Source organism: Micromonospora sp. NPDC005257 (genome assembly GCF_042872445.1).
Lineage (GTDB): Bacteria > Actinomycetota > Actinomycetes > Mycobacteriales > Micromonosporaceae > Micromonospora.
Window position 1 is genome coordinate 259,962 of sequence record NZ_JBIAKL010000003.1, and the last position, 15,445, is coordinate 275,406.

Here is a 15,445-nt window from a genome sequence, read left to right on the forward strand (position 1 = left end):
CTCAGGCGTCGCCGACGGGGACGCCGGCAGTGGCCGGCGTGGCGGCCGGAACGGCCGAGGTCTGGGTGGGGCCGGTCTGGTTCGGGTCGGTCTGGTTCGGACCGGCCTGGGTGAGGGCCGGCACCACGAGCGGGGCGCCGCTGACCGGGCAGGGCACGACCACGCAGTCCAGCCCGAACACGTCGCGGACCAGGTCCGCGGTGAGGATCTCGCGCGGCGGGCCGGCGGCCACCACCGCGCCGTCACGCATGGCGATCAGGTGACCGGCGTACCGGGCGGCCTGGTTGAGGTCGTGCAGCACCGCCACCACGGTCCGGCCCCGCTCGGCGCGCAGCCGGTGCAGCAGGTCCAGCACCTCGACCTGGTGGGCCAGGTCGAGGAACGTGGTCGGCTCGTCCAGCAGCAGCGCGTCGGTGTCCTGGGCGAGCGTCATGGCGATCCACACCCGCTGGCGCTGCCCGCCGGAGAGCGTGTCCACCGCGCGATCGGCGAGCGCGCCGACGTCGGCCAGCCGCATGGCCTCGTCGACCGCCAGCCCGTCCTCGGCCGACCACTGCCGCCACCAGCGCTGGTAGGGCTGGCGTCCACGCCCGACCAGGTCGGCCACGGTGATCCCCTCGGGCACCAGCGGGCTCTGCGGCAGGACGCCGAGCCGCCGGGCCACGTCCCGGGTCGGCAGGTCCCGGATCGCCGCGCCGTCGAGCAGCACCGCGCCGCGCCGGGGCGTGAGCAGCCGGGCCATCGTGCGCAGCAGCGTCGACTTGCCGCAGGCGTTCGGGCCGACGATCACGGTGAACGTGTCGGCCGGCAGGTCGAGGTCCAGTCCGTCCAGCACGGTGCGGCCCTCGTAGCCGACGACCAGGTCGCGGGTGGACAGCAGCGCGGTCACGACCGCCTCCCTCGGGTGCGCAGCAGCACGAAGATCAGGTACGGCCCGCCGATCGCGGCGGTCAGCACGCCGGCCGGCAGTTGGGTCGGCGCCAGCAGCCGCCGGGCGCCCAGGTCGGCGAGGACCAGCAGCAACGCGCCCAGCAGCGCGGCGCACAGCAGCGGCGGACGCTCGGCGCGGACCAGCCGGCGGGCCACCTGCGGGGCCACCAGGGCGACGAAGTCGACGGCGCCGACCTGGGCGGTGACCATGGCGGCGGCCAGCACACCGGTGCCGGCCAGCCCCATACGCCGGGCCACCGGCCGCAGGCCGATCCCCCGCGCGGTGTCGTCGTCGAGCGCGCTGCTGCGCAGCGCCCACCCGGCCCAGAGCAGCACCGGCAGCAGCACGGCGAGCGTGCCGGCGATCCAGGCCGCCTCGCTCCACCCCCGGCCGGCGAGCGTGCCGATCAGCCAGACCTGCGCGCGCAGCCCGTCGATCGGGTCGGCGGTGAGCATGACCACCTCGATCAGCGCCCGGAACGCGAACGCCACCGCCACACCGGCCAGCACGAACCGCTGGGCGGCCAGGCCGTGCCGGGCGCCGAGCGCGAACACCAGCACGGCGGCGGCCAGCCCGCCGAGCAGCGCCGCCGGCGCCACGAGCACCGCCGCCGCGCCGCTGGTCAGCGCGATCGTCGCGGCCAGCCCGGCACCCTGGGTGACGCCGATGACGTCGGGGCTGGCGAGGGGGTTGCGGGCGACGCTCTGGATCAGCGTGCCGGCCACGCCGAAGGCCGCCCCGGCCACCGCCGCGAGGACCGCGCGAGGCAGTCGCAGGTCGCGCACCACGAGGTCGTACGGGGTGCCCGCGCCGGAGAGCGACCGCACCACGTCCCCCGGGGCGACGTACGGCGTCCCCAGGGACAGGCTGACCACCACCGCGAGGCAGAGCAGCACGAACAGCACCACTGCCACCACGACGGGCCGCCACCGGAACGGCACCACCACCGCCCCGACCCGCAGCACCCCACGCCCGCGCGGCCCTCCGCCACCTGGTCGATCTTGCACTTCCCGCCCCGAAGGCGCCCTGAATGCCCCTTCCGCCGGGGCGGCAACTGCAAGATCGCGGGAGCCGGAGGTGGGGGTGGTCATGTCGTCACCGTCTTGGCTCGGTGGACCAGGAAGGCCAGGAGCGGGGCGCCGAGCAGGGCCGTGATGATGCCGGCGGGGATCTCGCCGGGCGGGGAGACGAGACGGCCGGCCACGTCGGCCGCGAGCAGCAGCGCGGGGCCGAGCAGCGCGGCGACCAGGAGCGTCCACCGCTGGTCCGCGCCGACAAGCGCCCGGGCCAGGTGCGGCACTGCCAGCCCGACGAACGCGATGGGCCCGGCGGCGGCCACCGCCGCGCCGGTGAGCAGCACGCCACCGGCCCCGGCGGCGAGCCGGACCAGGGCGACCCGGTGGCCGAGTCCTCGGGCCACGTCGTCGCCGAGCGCGAGCGCGTCCAGGCCGCGGGCGGCGAGCGCGGCCAGCAGCATCCCGGCCACCACGAACGGCAGCACCTGCCCGGCGACGCCGACGTCCCGGCCGGTCAGCCCGCCGACCACCCAGAAGCGGTACTCCTCGAACGTGCGGGCGTCGATGCTGAGCAGCGCGTACACCATGGCACCGAGACCGGCGTCGAGCGCGGCGCCGACCAGCGCGAGGGTGACCGGGCTGGCGCCCTCGCGGGCGCGGTTGGCGACGGCGAACACGAGCAGGCCGGTGAGCAGCGCGCCGGCGACGCCGAACCAGACGTACCCGGCGAGCGTGCCCACCTCGAACACGGCGATGGCCAGCACCACGCCGAACGACGCTCCGGCGCTGATGCCGAGGATGCGCGGCTCGGCCAGCGGGTTGCGGGTGACCGCCTGGAACAGCACGCCGGCCAGCGCCAGCGCGACGCCGACGACGAGCCCGAGGACGGTACGCGGCAGCCGCAGTTCCCGGACCACGACGGTCGCGTCGCCGCTGTCCGGGGACACCAGCGCGTGCCATACCTGGTCGACGGGGATGTGCCGGCTGCCGAGCGCCAGGCTGGCGAGCAGCGCCAGCAGGAGCAGGAGGGCCGCCGCCACGGTGACCGCGACGCGGCGGACGGTGCCGCGGCGGACGGGAGTCCCGGCCCGCGCGGGCCGGGCGGCGACGGTGGTCACGAGAGGTATTCGCCTTCCGCTTAGGTGCGCCTTACCTTAGCTGACCAGGTAAGGCGCACCTGAGCGGGCACTGTCGATGGGGTTGCGCCTCCACCGGGGGGAGGCGCGATGGTGGTCCACATGGACGGTGCGGAGCGCTATTCGATCGGTGACCTGGCCCGGCGGACCGGGCTGCCGGTGAAGACCATCCGGTTCTGGTCCGACCGCGGCGTCGTGCCGCCCACGGACCGCGGGCCGGCCGGCCAACGGCGCTACGACGCGGCGGCGGTGGCCCGGCTGGACCTGGTACGGACGCTGCGCGAGCTGGGTGTGGACCTGCCCACCGTGCACCGGGTGGTGACGCGCGAGGTCACCCTGCCCGAGGTCGCCTCGGCGCACGCCGACGCGCTGACCGCGCAGATCCGCCTGCTGCGGACGCGCCGCGCGGTGCTGACCGTGATCGCCCGGCGCAGGGCCACGCCGTCCGAGGCCGACCTGCTGCACCGGCTGGCCGGACTGGCCGCACGGGAGCGACGGCGGCTGGTCGACGAGTTCCTGGACGCGGCGTTCGAGGGCCTGACCGAGCCGGCGTTCGCGGGCATCCGCCGGTCGCTCACGCCCGAGCTGCCGGACGATCCGGACGACGGCCAGATCGAGGCGTGGGTGGAGCTGGCCGAGCTGGCCCTGGACCCTTCCTTCCGGGCCGGGCTGCGCCGGCTGGCCGAGCAGCACGCGGCCGACCGGGCCGGCGCCGAGGGCGTACGCCGGGACGTGGTCGCCGTGGTCCGGGAGGAGGTGGCCCCGGCACTGGCCGACGGCGTCGAACCGGCCTCGCCCCTGGCCGACCCGATCCTGGCCCGGGCGGCGAGCCGGTACGCGCGGCTCTGCGGCCTGCCGGACGACGCCGCCCTGCGCCTTAGGATGCTGGACCGGTTGCGGACCGCGTGCGATCCCCGCCGGGAGCGGTACCTGGAACTGCTCTGCGTGGTGAACGGCTGGCCACCGGCCGAGAGCCTGGCGCCGGTGCTGGACTGGTCGATCCGGGCACTGTGCGCCCGGCAGCCCCTAGCCTGAGGGCTTGCGATTCGACAGGCACACGGTGGTGCTCCTGGTCCGCCCGGACGACGCGCCCGAGCTGCCGCAGGACGCCCTCGACCGGATCCAGGACGCCCACCTGGCGCACCAGGCCGGGCTGGTGGAGCAGGGCGCGGTGCTGTCGGTCGTGGGTCAGTCCTCCGTGGCCTGCCGGCTGCCCGGCACCACAGGCGTCGGCCACACCCCGGCGCGGGCGGTTACCGGCACCTCGACCTGGTGGTCGGACCAGACGTACGTCTCGGGCAGCAGGTCGGCGATCGGGATGACGCGCAGCCCGTCGGACGGGCCGACGATCACCTTGATCGACGGGAAGTAGTCGAGCAGCACCTGACGGCAGCGCCCGCACGGCGGAATGACGCCCCGCCCCCGGTCCCCCACCGCGACGATCGCCTCCAGCTCGCCCGCGCCCTGGGTCGCGGCGGCGCCGAGGGCCACCACCTCGGCACACGGGCCGCCGGTGAAGTGGTAGACGTTCACGCCGCTGAACACCCGGCCGTCGGTGCTGCGTACGGCGGCGGCGACGGTGTGGTTGTCGCTGCGGCAGCGCAGCTTCGCGACCGCGGTGGCGGCCTGCACGAGCGCCCGGTCGGTGTCCCGCATGATCATCCCCGCCCCTCGTCGAACCCGGTCGGCGGCAACTTTAGTCGCGGCGGCCACGGATCCCGGTCAGCCAGGCCGTCTGCGCTCCCGGTAGGCGCGCATCTTGGCCCGCGCGCCACAGATCCCCATGGTGCACCAGCGGCTCCGGCCGCCCGGGCTGTGGTCGTAGTAGACCCAGCGGCAGCCGTGCGCGGCGCACGCCTTCAGCCTCGGCCACGTGCCCGCCGCCACCGCGTCGAGCACGACCCGCCCGACCTCGGCCACCAGCAGGTCCACGCCGGCCAGCCCGGGAGCCGGCGCCGGACGGGCGCCGTCGGCCTCGCGCTCTCCACGGTTCCGATGCTCAACCGCCGGATCCGTACGCTGCGCCGGCCCGAGGACGCACGCCCGCACCGCGATGCCCCGCCCGCGTCGGTGACCGCGGACGCGAGCGGAGCGCGGTAACCCGGGGGCGGTCCGCCACGCGGCTGCCTATCCTTGGCGACGACATGCAGAATCCAGCCGTACCCGCCGCCCCTGAGACCGCCCGCGACCTGCACCGCCGCCTCGACCCCCTGATGTTCCGCGACCAGCGGCGGCTCCAGCGGCGGCTCGACGGTGTGCGCAAGCTGCGCGACCCGCAGCGGCGGGAGGCGGCGCTGGCCGAGATCGCGGCCGAGGTGGCCCGGGCCGAGGCGCGGCTCCAGGCGCGCCGCGCGGCCGTGCCGGCGATCGCCTATCCGCCGCAGTTGCCGGTGAGCGAGCGCAAGGACGACATCGCCGCCACGATCCGCGACCACCAGGTGGTGATCGTGGCCGGCGAGACCGGCTCCGGCAAGACCACCCAGCTCCCCAAGATCTGCCTGGAGCTGGGGCGCGGCATCACCGGCCTGATCGGGCACACCCAGCCCCGCCGGCTGGCGGCCCGCACGGTCGCCGACCGGATCGCCGACGAACTCGGCACCGAGCTGGGCGACGTGGTCGGCTACAAGGTGCGCTTCACCGACCAGGTGGGCGAGAACAGCCTGGTCAAGCTGATGACCGACGGCATCCTGCTGGCCGAGTTGCAGACCGACCGGATGCTGCGGCAGTACGACACGCTGATCATCGACGAGGCGCACGAGCGCAGCCTCAACATCGACTTCATCCTCGGGTACCTCAGGCAGCTCCTCCCCCGCCGGCCCGACCTCAAGGTGGTCATCACCTCGGCGACCATCGAGACCGACCGGTTCGCGAAGCACTTCGCCGACGCGGAGGGCAACCCGGCGCCCGTGGTCGAGGTGTCCGGGCGCACGTACCCGGTGGAGGTCCGTTACCGGCCGCTGGTCGAGGTCACCGAGGCCGACGAGGAGGACGAGGCCGACGAGGAGAACGTCCGGGACCAGATCCAGGCCGTCGGCGACGCGGTCGAGGAGCTGGCCGCCGAAGGGCCCGGCGACATCCTGGTCTTCCTCAGCGGCGAGCGGGAGATCCGCGACACCGCCGACGCGCTGGGCAAGCTGGTGCAGTCCAAGCGGTCCCTGCTGGGCACCGAGATCCTGCCGCTGTACGCCCGGCTCTCCACCGCCGAGCAGCACCGGGTCTTCGCCGCGCACTCCAACCGCCGGGTGGTGCTGGCCACGAACGTCGCGGAGACCTCGCTGACGGTGCCCGGCATCAAGTACGTCGTGGACCCGGGCACCGCCCGGATCTCCCGCTACTCCAGCCGGCTCAAGGTGCAGCGGCTGCCCATCGAACCGGTCTCGCAGGCCAGCGCCAACCAGCGCAAGGGCCGCTGCGGGCGTACCTCGGACGGCATCTGCATCCGCCTCTACGACGAACAGGACTTCACCTCCCGCCCCGAGTTCACCGACCCGGAGATCCTGCGGACCAACCTGGCCTCGGTCATCCTCCAGATGACGTCGATCGGGCTCGGCGACGTCGCGGCGTTCCCGTTCATCGACCCGCCGGACCGGCGCAACGTCGCCGACGGCGTCAACCTGCTGCACGAGCTGGGCGCGCTCGACCCGGCCGAGACCGACCCGGCGAAGCGGCTCACCGCGCTCGGCCGGCGGCTGGCCCAGCTCCCGGTGGACCCCCGGCTGGCCCGGATGGTCCTGGAGGGCGAGCGCAACGGCTGCGCCACCGAGGTGGTGGTGATCGCCGCCGCGCTCTCCATCCAGGACCCGCGCGAACGCCCGGCCGAGAAGCAGGCCCAGGCCGACCAGGCGCACGCCCGGTTCGCCGACTCCGAGTCCGACTTCGTCGCGTACCTGAACCTGTGGCGCTACCTGCGGGAGAAGCAGCGGGAGCTGTCCTCCAGCGCGTTCCGCCGGATGTGCAAGGCCGAATACCTCAACTACCTTCGGGTACGCGAGTGGCAGGACATCGTCAGCCAGTTGCGCCAGGTGTTGCGTACCGCCGACAAGGGTGAGGGCCGGCGCGGCGCCGGCGCCGACCTGCCGGAGGAGATCGACACCCCGAAGGTGCACCAGTCGCTGCTGCCCGGCCTGCTGTCGCACCTCGGCCTGAAGGACGCGCAGAAGCACGAGTACCTGGGCGCGCGCGGCGCGAAGTTCGCGATCTTCCCCGGGTCGGCGCTGTTCAAGAAGCCGCCGCGCTGGGTGATGGCGGCGGAGCTGGTGGAGACGTCCCGGCTGTGGGGGCGGGTGGCCGGGCGGGTCGAGCCGGAGTGGGTCGAACCGCTGGCCCAGCACCTGGTCAAGCGCAGCTACAGCGAGCCGCACTGGGAGAAGAAGCAGGCCGCGGTGATGGCCTACGAGAAGGTCACGCTGTACGGCATCCCGATCGTCACCTCGCGGAAGGTGAACTTCGGGCGCATCGACCCGGCGCTGAGCCGGGAGCTGTTCATCAGGCACGCCCTGGTGGAGGGCGACTGGCAGACCCACCACCACTTCTGGCGGGACAACCAGAGGCTGCTGACCGAGATCGAGGAGCTGGAGAACCGGGCCCGGCGGCGCGACATCCTGGTCGACGACGAGACCATCTTCGCCTTCTACGACCAGCGCATCCCCGCCGACGTGGTCTCCGGCCGGCACTTCGACTCGTGGTGGAAGAAGACTCGCCGGGAGCAGCCGGACCTGCTCACGTTCACCCGCGAGCTGCTCGTCAACGACGGTCGCGGCGGGGTGGACGAGGAGGACTTCCCGGACCAGTGGCGGGCCGACGGCGTGACGCTGCCGCTGACCTACACGTTCGACCCGACCGCGCCCACCGACGGCGTGACAGTGGACATCCCGCTGCCGCTGCTCAACCAGGTGCCGGTGGAGAGCTTCGACTGGCAGGTGCCGGGGCTGCGCGAGGAGCTGGTGATCGCGCTGATCCGGTCGCTGCCCAAGCCGGTACGGCGCAACTTCGTGCCGGTGCCCGACTACGCCCGCGCCGCGCTCGCCGCGATCACCCCGGGCGAGGAGCCGCTGCTGGCCGCGCTGACCCGGCAGCTGCGCCGGATGACCGGGGTGACCGTTCCGGCGGACGCGTGGGACCTGGGCAGGCTGCCGCCGCACCTGCGGGTCACGTTCCGGGTGCTCGGCGACGACGACAAGCCGGTCGCCGAGGGCAAGGACCTGCCGGCCCTGCAACGCGAGCTGCGCCAGGAGGTACGCCAGGTGGTGGCCGCCGCCGCGCCGGACGTGGCCCGTACCGGGCTGACCGAGTGGTCGATCGGCACCCTGCCGCGCACCATCGAGCAGGTACGCGCCGGCTTCGCGGTGACCGCGTACCCGGCGCTGGTGGACGAGGGCACGACGGTCGGGGTGCGGGTGTTCGACTCCGCTGCCGAGCAGGAGGCCGCGCACTGGGCCGGCACCCGGCGGCTGCTGCGGCTGACGCTGCCGTCACCGGCGAAGTTCCTCCAGGGCCGGCTGACCAACGAGGCGAAACTCGCGCTGTCCCGCAACCCGCACGGCAGCGTGCCGGAGCTGATCGAGGACGCCGCGGGCGCGGCGATCGACAAGCTGATCGGCGACGCGGGCGGTCCCGCCTGGGACGCGGAGGGCTTCGCCGCGCTGCGCGAGCGGGTACGGGCCGACCTGGTGGACACGGTGGTCGAGCTGATGGAGCGGGTGCGCCGGGTGCTCGCCGCCGGATACGCGGTCGAGCAGCGCCTCGGCGCCACCCGGAACCTCGCGGTGGTGGCCGCGCTGGCGGACATCCGCAACCAGCTCACCGGCCTGGTGCACAAGGGCTTCATCACCGAGACGGGGTACGCGCGCCTGCCCGACCTGCTGCGCTACCTGACCGCGATCGAGCGGCGGCTGGACCGGCTGCCCGGCAACCCGCAGCGCGACAAGCAGCAGCAGGACCGGGTCGCCGTGGTGCAGAAGGAATACCAGGACATGCTGGCCGCGCTGCCGCAGGCCCGCCGTCAGGAGGCGGCGGTCCGCCAGATCCGCTGGATGATCGAGGAGCTGCGGGTGAACGTCTTCGCCCAGGCCCTCGGCACCCCCTACCCCGTCTCGGAGCAACGCATCTACCGAGCCATGGACGACGCCGAGGGCCGCTGAAACTGACCCCTGCGCGTCGATCTTGCACTTCGCGCCCCAGCGCCGGGGCTTTCGCACCTTTCGCCGGGGCTGAATGTGCAAGATCGGCGAGGCGACAGGAGGGCTACAGCGGCTCGACGCCGGGCGGGAGTTCGGCGGTGGCGGTGGCGTCGTGGACGTACTCCAGGAGGATGCGGCGCAGCTCGCGCCCGGCGTGGGTGGGCACCACGTCGCGGCGGCGGGCCACCGCGATGGTCCGGCGGACGCCGGGCGGGACGAGCCGGGTGACCCGGATGCCGGCGCGGCGGGCCACCACGATGCCGGGCACCAGCGCGACGCCGAGCCCGGCCTCGACGAAGCTGAGCACGGCGTCCATCTCCCCGCCGTCGACGGACAGGGTCGGCTCGAACCCGGCCGCGCGGCACGCCTGGAGCGTGGCGTCGCGCAGGTCGTAGCCCTCGCGGAACATGACGAGCGGCTGGTCGCGCAGGTCGGTGATGCGCAGTTCCCCGGCGGCCGAGGCGCCCGGCAGCGGGTCGACCGAGGCGACCACCAGGCTCTCCCGCAGGATCGGGTCGGCGCGCAGCCCGGGGTCGGTGCCGGTCGACGGCATGATGATCAGCGCGAGGTCGAGGCCGCCGCGGAGCAGGTCCCGGACGAGGTCCTGCGAGCCGCCCTCCTCGACCCTCAGGTCGACAGTGGGGTGCGCGTCGCGGAACCGGCGCAGCACCGGCGGGGCGAGCGAGGTGGCGAGGCTGGGCGTGGCGCCGAGCCGGACCCGCCCGCGGCGCAGCCCCACCAGTTCCTGGACCTCGCGGGTGGCGGTCTCCACGTCGGCCAGGATCCGCTTGGCCAGCGGCAGCAGCACCTCGCCGGCCGCGGTGAGTGTGATGTTGCCCCTTACCCGTTCGAACAACGGGGCACCGAGGTCGGCCTCCAGCGCGTGAATTTGCTTACTCAACGAGGGCTGGGTTATGCCGACAAGATCGGCTGCCTGGGTGAAATGTCGTACTTCGGCGACCGCTACGAAGTACCGAAGCTGATGGAGCTGCATCTACATAGCTTACGGCTATCGACGCTGCGATTTCGATGCATTGGACGCCTGATCGAAGTGCTCCTAGCGTCGACCGCGTGGTAATCACGAAAACTCGGTCGCCCATCCGCTCGAACGTCGGCCTCAAGGCCGTCATGGCGGTGACGGGCATCATCCTTGTGCTGTTCCTGATCCTGCACATGGTCGGCAACCTGAAGATCTTCACGGGCGAGACCTCGTTCGACCACTACGCGCACTGGCTGCGCGACATCGGCACGCCACTGCTGCCGGCCACCTGGTTCCTGTGGATCCAGCGCACGGTGCTCACCGTGGCCGTCCTGGGGCACATCGGCGCGGCCACCGTGCTCGCGATGCGGTCCCGGGCCGCCCGCCCGGTGCGGTACGCACACCGCCGCAAGATCCACGTGAACTACGCGGCCCGCACGATGCGCTGGGGTGGTGTGATCATCCTGCTCTTCGTGATCTACCACATCCTCGACCTGACCACGGGCCACCTGAACCCGCAGGGCGACCCCGCCAACCCGTACGGCAACGTGGTCGCGGGCTTCGCGCCGGAGCGCTGGTACGTCACGCTCTTCTACACGCTCGCGCTGGTGACCCTCGGCTTCCACCTGCGCCACGGCGCCTTCAGCGCGTTCCGCAGCCTCGGCCAGCAGACGCCCCGGGGCGAGCGCCGGGCCCGGATCGCCGCGCTCGTCTTCGCCGTCGCGCTCGTCGGCGGCTACCTGCTGGTCCCGTTCGCCGTGATCACCGGATTGGTGTCCTGACATGGATCTCTACAGCGAAGGCGACCCGATCGCCGACACCCGGGCCCCGGACGGCCCGATCGAGACGCGGTGGGAGCGCCACCGCTTCGAGATGAAGCTGGTCAACCCGGCCAACCGCCGGAAGATGACGGTGATCGTGGTCGGCACCGGCCTGGCCGGCGGCTCGGCCGCCGCCACGCTCGCCGAGCAGGGCTACCAGGTGCGGTCCTACTGCTACCAGGACAGCCCGCGCCGGGCCCACTCGATCGCCGCGCAGGGCGGCATCAACGCCGCCAAGAACTACCGCAACGACGGCGACTCGGTGCACCGCCTGTTCTACGACACGGTCAAGGGCGGCGACTTCCGCTCCCGTGAGTCGAACGTGCACCGGCTGGCCGAGGTGTCGGTGAACATCATCGACCAGTGCGTGGCCCAGGGCGTGCCGTTCGCCCGCGAGTACGGCGGCCTGCTGGACACCCGCTCCTTCGGTGGCGCCCAGGTGCAGCGCACCTTCTACGCCCGGGGCCAGACGGGCCAGCAGCTGCTGCTCGGCGCGTACCAGGCCCTGGAGCGGCAGATCGGCCTGGGCAACGTGGAGATGAACGCCCGCCACGAGATGCTCGAACTGGTCATCGTCGACGGCCGGGCGCGCGGCATCGTGGTCCGCGACATGGTCACCGGCGAGATCAGCACCGAGATGGCCGACGCGGTGGTGCTCGCCTCCGGCGGCTACGGCAACGTCTTCTACCTCTCCACGAACGCCAAGGGCTGCAACGTCACCGCCTCCTGGCGGGCGCACCGCAAGGGCGCGTACTTCGCCAACCCCTGCTACACCCAGATCCACCCGACCTGCATCCCGGTCTCCGGCGACCACCAGTCGAAGCTGACCCTGATGAGCGAGTCGCTGCGCAACGACGGCCGGGTGTGGGTGCCCAAGGCCAAGGGCGACCAGCGCAGCCCGCGCGAGATCCCCGAGGACGAGCGCGACTACTACCTGGAGCGGATCTACCCGTCCTTCGGCAACCTGGTCCCCCGCGACATCGCCTCCCGCGCCGCGAAGAACGTCTGCGACGAGGGACGCGGGGTCGGCCCGACCGGCCTCGGCGTCTACCTGGACTTCGCCGACGCGATCAACCGGCTCGGACGCAAGGCCATCGAGGCCAAGTACGGCAACCTCTTCGAGATGTACGAGCGGATCACCGGCGAGGACCCGTACGAGGTCCCGATGCGGATCTATCCCGCCGTGCACTACACGATGGGCGGCCTCTGGGTCGACTACGACCTCCAGTCGTCGATCCCCGGCCTGTTCGTGATCGGTGAGGCCAACTTCTCCGACCACGGCGCGAACCGGCTCGGCGCCTCGGCGCTGATGCAGGGCCTGGCCGACGGCTACTTCGTGCTGCCGAACACGCTCGCCAACTACCTGGCCTCCGGCCCGCTGGACAAGGTCGACGCCAGCCACCCCGAGGCCGTCGCGGCGCGGACCGAGGTCGAGGACCGGATCAAGCGGCTGCTCGCCGTCAACGGCGACCGCACGGTGGACTCGTTCCACCGTGAGCTGGGCCAGATCATGTGGGAGCACTGCGGCATGGAGCGCTCCGAGGCCGGGCTGCGCAAGGCGATCGACGAGATCCGCGCGCTGCGCGAGCAGTTCTGGCAGCGGGTGCGCGTCCCGGGTGACGGCGAGGGCCTGAACCAGTCGCTGGAGAAGGCCGGCCGGGTGGCCGACTTCTTCGAGCTGGCCGAGCTGATGTGCATCGACGCCCTGCACCGCGAGGAGTCCTGCGGCGGCCACTTCCGGGCCGAGCACCAGACGCCCGACGGCGAGGCGCAGCGCGACGACGAGCGGTTCGCGTACGTGGCGGCCTGGGAGTACACCGGCACCGGTGAGCCCGTGCTGCACAAGGAAGACCTGAACTTCGAATACGTCCACCCCACGCAGCGGAGCTACAAGTGAACCTGACCCTGCGCATCTGGCGCCAGCACGGCCCCCAGGACAAGGGTCGGATGGTGACCTACCCGGTGCAGGACGTGTCGCCGGACATGTCCTTCCTGGAGATGCTCGACGTGCTCAACGAGCGGCTGATCCTCGACGGCGAGGAGCCGGTCGCGTTCGACCACGACTGCCGTGAGGGCATCTGCGGCACGTGCAGCCTCATGATCAACGGTGAGGCGCACGGCCCGCAGCGCGGCACCACCGCCTGCCAGCTACACATGCGGCAGTTCTCCGACGGTGACACGATCGACATCGAGCCCTGGCGGGCGCGCGCCTTCCCGGTCGTCAAGGACCTGGTGGTCAACCGCAACGCCTTCGACCAGATCATCGCCGCCGGCGGCTACGTCACCGCGCCGACCGGCAGCGCCCCGGAGGCGCACTCGGTGCCGGTGCCGAAGGCCGACGCGGACGCCGCGTTCGAGTCCGCCGCCTGCATCGGCTGCGGCGCCTGCGTGGCGGCCTGCCCGAACGGCTCCGGCATGCTCTTCACCGCCGCCAAGATCACCCAGCTCTCGCTGCTGCCGCAGGGCCAGCCGGAGCGCTACACCCGGGTGATCGGCATGGTGGACGCGCACGACGAGGCCGGATTCGGCGGCTGCACCAACATCGGCGAGTGCGCGACGGCCTGCCCGAAGGGCATCCCGCTGAACACCATCGGCCGGCTCAACCGGGACTACCTGAAGGCGACGGCCAAGCGCGCCGGCACCCCCGGCTCCTGACCGCACCGCACGACACACGCGACCGCCGCGCCCCGCATCCACGGGCGCGGCGGTCGCGCTTTCCCGCGGGTACGCCTGTCCGAGCAGATGTCCTGACGCGGTCCGGCCCGGCGCGTCCGGCCGGCGGGTGGCGGTCAGCGCATCAGCAGGTCGATGACGCCCGTCAGGTCCTCCTCGCCGCTGCCCTCGGCCAGGCGGCGGCGCATCAGCTCGAAGTACGGGCTGAGCAGCTCCGGGCTGACGCCCTGCTGCTCCGCGGTGCTCAGGAAGGTCGGCGTGCCGGCCACCTGCATGGCGAGAGTGGAGCCGACTCCCTTCGTATAGTCGCCGCTGCGCAGCCGGCTGGCGGTCTGGTGGACCGCCGGTGCCATCGCGACGAGCCAGTCGGCGAGCAGCGGGGCCAGGGACGTGGGGTCGATGTCCTCCCGCCGGATCAGGGCGAAGGCGTGCGCCGCCCCGGCGAACATCCCGTACATGGCGCTGAGCAGGGCCACGTCGTGCAGGGCGGCGAAGCCCGCGTCCTGACCGACGTAGGTGGTGCCGGCCGGGACGCCCAGCGTCTCCCGGTGCCGCTCGAACAGCTCACGGGAGCCGCTGTAGAAGACGTAGCCGCCGGCCTCCGGGACACCGATCATCGGCGGAACAGCCATGATCCCGCCGTCCAGGTAGCGGGCCCCGCGCTCGCGGGCCCACTCGGCTCGTGAGCGGGCTTCCGCAGGGGTGCTGGTGGTCAGGTTGACCAGATCCTTGCCGGCCAGGTCGGCGCCGTCCAGCACCGTCCCGACCGAGGCGTCGTCCAGCAGGCAGACGACGACCAGGGTGTTCGCGGCGACGGCCGCGGCGGCGCTGTCCGCGAGCCTCGCCCCCTCGGCGGAGATCGCCGCGGCGCGGGCCCGGGTGCGGTTCCAGACGGTGAGCGGGTGGCCGGCGGCGAGCCAGGTGTGGGCCAGCGCGGCGCCCATCGCGCCGAGGCCCAGCAGCGTAACGGAGGTCTTCTCAGGAGTGTCGTGTGCCATGCCGATCAGGCTGGTCGCCGGCCCGAAGAGGATCAAGTACGCACTTCGGAGTGGGTGGTTACCCTGAGGTGAGCGAGCAGGTCGAAGGGGCGGGGACATGACGACGTCGAACCGGCCGGGCGCACCAGGCGGACACGTGTGCGGGATCGACACCGCGATGGAGGTGATCGGGGGCAAGTGGAAGGTGCTGATCCTCTGGGCACTCCACGAGCACCCCGGCCGTCGCTTCGGCGAGTTGCGCCGGCTGCTGCCGGGGGTCACCGAGAAGGTGCTGGCCTCACACCTGCGTGAGATGGAAGCGGACGGCGTCGTGCACCGCGTCTCCTACGACGAGGTGCCGCCCCGCGTCGAGTACTCGCTGACCGAGGACGGCGTGCGCCTCAACGACGCGCTCGAACCGCTGGCCGCCTGGGGACGCGAGCGGCCGATCGCCCGCGGGCCGGAGAAGACGGGCCGGGGCGTCTGACGGCAGTGCCGGCCTCGGCCACTCGTTGAGCGCTGTGGCCGGCACGCTTGAGCCGGACCCGCCGGCCTGGTCGAACCGCTCGCCGTAGCGCTCGGCGAGCACCCGGGCGCGGGCCACGAAGCCCGGCAGCCCGCCTCGATCGCCTCGGTAAACGGCACCGCCGCCGCCACCAGCACGATCGCCGTGCCGGTCGACCGCACGCCACGGTGACCGGCGCCGCCGATTCAACGGCCCCCTGCCGGGTAG

General features: G+C 73.0%; 13 protein-coding genes. 6 read left to right on the top strand and 7 right to left on the bottom strand.

Translation table 11 applies throughout. The features are described from left to right. Position 1 precedes the first annotated feature (1 nt). The 3 genes from ACFYO8_RS08075 to ACFYO8_RS08085 all read right to left on the bottom strand — a co-directional run bounded on the left by ACFYO8_RS08075 (position 2) and on the right by ACFYO8_RS08085 (position 3,065). A complete protein-coding gene (locus ACFYO8_RS08075; protein ID WP_357706913.1) occupies positions 2-889 on the bottom strand; it encodes an ABC transporter ATP-binding protein in 888 nt (295 codons plus the stop codon). Next, on the bottom strand, positions 886-1,896 hold the full coding sequence (locus tag ACFYO8_RS08080) for an iron ABC transporter permease (RefSeq protein WP_354867237.1): 1,011 nt from the start codon (positions 1,894-1,896) through the stop codon (positions 886-888). The genes ACFYO8_RS08075 and ACFYO8_RS08080 overlap by 4 nt, the downstream gene beginning before the upstream one ends. Positions 1,897-2,018: 122 nt before the next feature. Then, entirely contained in the window at positions 2,019-3,065 is a 1,047-nt protein-coding gene (locus ACFYO8_RS08085) for an iron ABC transporter permease (RefSeq protein ID WP_354867239.1), read from the bottom strand. Positions 3,066-3,173: 108 nt separating this feature from the next. Here ACFYO8_RS08085 and ACFYO8_RS08090 point away from each other — a divergent pair, with 108 nt between their 5' ends. After that, complete coding sequence (locus ACFYO8_RS08090; protein WP_354867242.1) at positions 3,174-4,118, top strand: MerR family transcriptional regulator; 945 nt, start codon at positions 3,174-3,176, stop codon at positions 4,116-4,118. 153 nt (positions 4,119-4,271) lie between these two features. Here the strand turns inward: ACFYO8_RS08090 and ACFYO8_RS08095 are convergent, their stop codons facing one another. Then, positions 4,272-4,745, bottom strand: a complete 474-nt coding sequence (locus ACFYO8_RS08095) for a cytidine deaminase (protein WP_354867244.1) — start codon at positions 4,743-4,745, stop codon at positions 4,272-4,274. A gap of 60 nt (positions 4,746-4,805) precedes the next feature. Next, on the bottom strand, positions 4,806-5,015 hold the full coding sequence (locus ACFYO8_RS08100; protein WP_354867247.1) for a CGNR zinc finger domain-containing protein: 210 nt from the start codon (positions 5,013-5,015) through the stop codon (positions 4,806-4,808). Positions 5,016-5,227: 212 nt separating this feature from the next. Here ACFYO8_RS08100 and hrpA point away from each other — a divergent pair, with 212 nt between their 5' ends. Then, positions 5,228-9,223 carry an ATP-dependent RNA helicase HrpA gene (hrpA, locus tag ACFYO8_RS08105; protein ID WP_355096628.1) on the top strand — a complete coding sequence of 1,332 codons (3,996 nt, stop codon included), beginning with the start codon at positions 5,228-5,230 and terminating at the stop codon, positions 9,221-9,223. A 103-nt stretch (positions 9,224-9,326) separates the two neighbouring features. Here the strand turns inward: hrpA and ACFYO8_RS08110 are convergent, their stop codons facing one another. Then, entirely contained in the window at positions 9,327-10,256 is a 930-nt protein-coding gene (locus tag ACFYO8_RS08110) for a LysR family transcriptional regulator (protein ID WP_354867253.1), read from the bottom strand. 35 nt (positions 10,257-10,291) lie between these two features. On the opposite strand from ACFYO8_RS08110, the gene ACFYO8_RS08115 reads away from it, so the two are divergent. From ACFYO8_RS08115 to ACFYO8_RS08125, 3 genes are read left to right on the top strand one after another with little or no spacing between them, the layout of a single operon-like run. Continuing rightward, positions 10,292-11,023, top strand: a complete 732-nt coding sequence (locus tag ACFYO8_RS08115; protein ID WP_354867255.1) for a succinate dehydrogenase cytochrome b subunit — start codon at positions 10,292-10,294, stop codon at positions 11,021-11,023. A 1-nt stretch (position 11,024) separates the two neighbouring features. Then, positions 11,025-12,959, top strand: coding sequence for a fumarate reductase/succinate dehydrogenase flavoprotein subunit (locus ACFYO8_RS08120; RefSeq protein WP_354867258.1), 1,935 nt, complete (start codon positions 11,025-11,027; stop codon positions 12,957-12,959). Further along, positions 12,956-13,717, top strand: coding sequence for a succinate dehydrogenase/fumarate reductase iron-sulfur subunit (locus tag ACFYO8_RS08125; RefSeq protein WP_354867261.1), 762 nt, complete (start codon positions 12,956-12,958; stop codon positions 13,715-13,717). Before ACFYO8_RS08120 ends, ACFYO8_RS08125 begins: the two co-directional genes overlap by 4 nt. Before the next feature lie 134 nt (positions 13,718-13,851). Here ACFYO8_RS08125 and ACFYO8_RS08130 read toward each other — a convergent pair whose 3' ends face one another. After that, positions 13,852-14,733: an NAD(P)-binding domain-containing protein gene (locus tag ACFYO8_RS08130; RefSeq protein WP_354867263.1), complete on the bottom strand. Its 882-nt coding sequence runs from the start codon at positions 14,731-14,733 to the stop codon at positions 13,852-13,854. Between the two features lie 97 nt (positions 14,734-14,830). Here ACFYO8_RS08130 and ACFYO8_RS08135 point away from each other — a divergent pair, with 97 nt between their 5' ends. Continuing rightward, the gene (locus ACFYO8_RS08135; protein WP_354867265.1) at positions 14,831-15,199 is read left to right on the top strand and encodes a helix-turn-helix domain-containing protein; all 369 of its coding nucleotides are present in this window, start codon (positions 14,831-14,833) and stop codon (positions 15,197-15,199) included. Positions 15,200-15,445: the final 246 nt, after the last annotated feature.